This window comes from Neobacillus mesonae, from assembly GCF_023715155.1.
Classification (GTDB): Bacteria; Bacillota; Bacilli; order Bacillales; family Cytobacillaceae; genus Neobacillus; species Neobacillus mesonae_A.
Genome location: NZ_JAMBNQ010000113.1, coordinates 1 through 448, shown reverse-complemented (window position 1 = coordinate 448; position 448 = coordinate 1). Strand labels below are relative to the sequence as shown.

The window sequence follows — 448 nt, the reverse complement described above, 5'->3', positions numbered from 1 at the left end:
CCATCGGCGCTGAGAAGCTTAACTTCCGTGTTCGGTATGGGAACGGGTGTGACCTTCTCGCCATCACCGCCGGACTATTTATTTGTTGAGGGTTCATTCCCTCAAAACTAGATAATAGAGAAGAAGTTTGTTAAGAACGAGTTCGCTTTAAGAATTGCTGTCTAGCTCCAGCGTCCAGCAACTAGTGTCCTTCGGTCTTTTCCCTACGATAAGTCAACATCGATTCGCTTACACTCATCGTGTTTCCTTTATCTCAGTCAAAGCCCTCCAGGCCATACGCTGCTAACCGGCCGCTTCCGCCTTTCGATTTGTCTAGCTGCTGCTCCTAACTTCTCGGCCGTTTCGGTCCGTCCCTTCAAATCCTAAAACCAGGATTTGCAGTGCCAGCCCTCCAACGTCTGTCGAAGTTGAACAGTCGCCTTCGCTTTTCGCTTTGGTTAAGTCCTCG

The 448-nt window shown here is 49.6% G+C and carries 1 rRNA gene; it reads right to left on the bottom strand.

The features are described 5' to 3' along the window. Nucleotides 1-74: ribosomal RNA gene (gene rrf, locus M3183_RS26755) — 5S ribosomal RNA — on the bottom strand; the annotation flags it as partial. Nucleotides 75-448 lie beyond the last annotated feature (374 nt).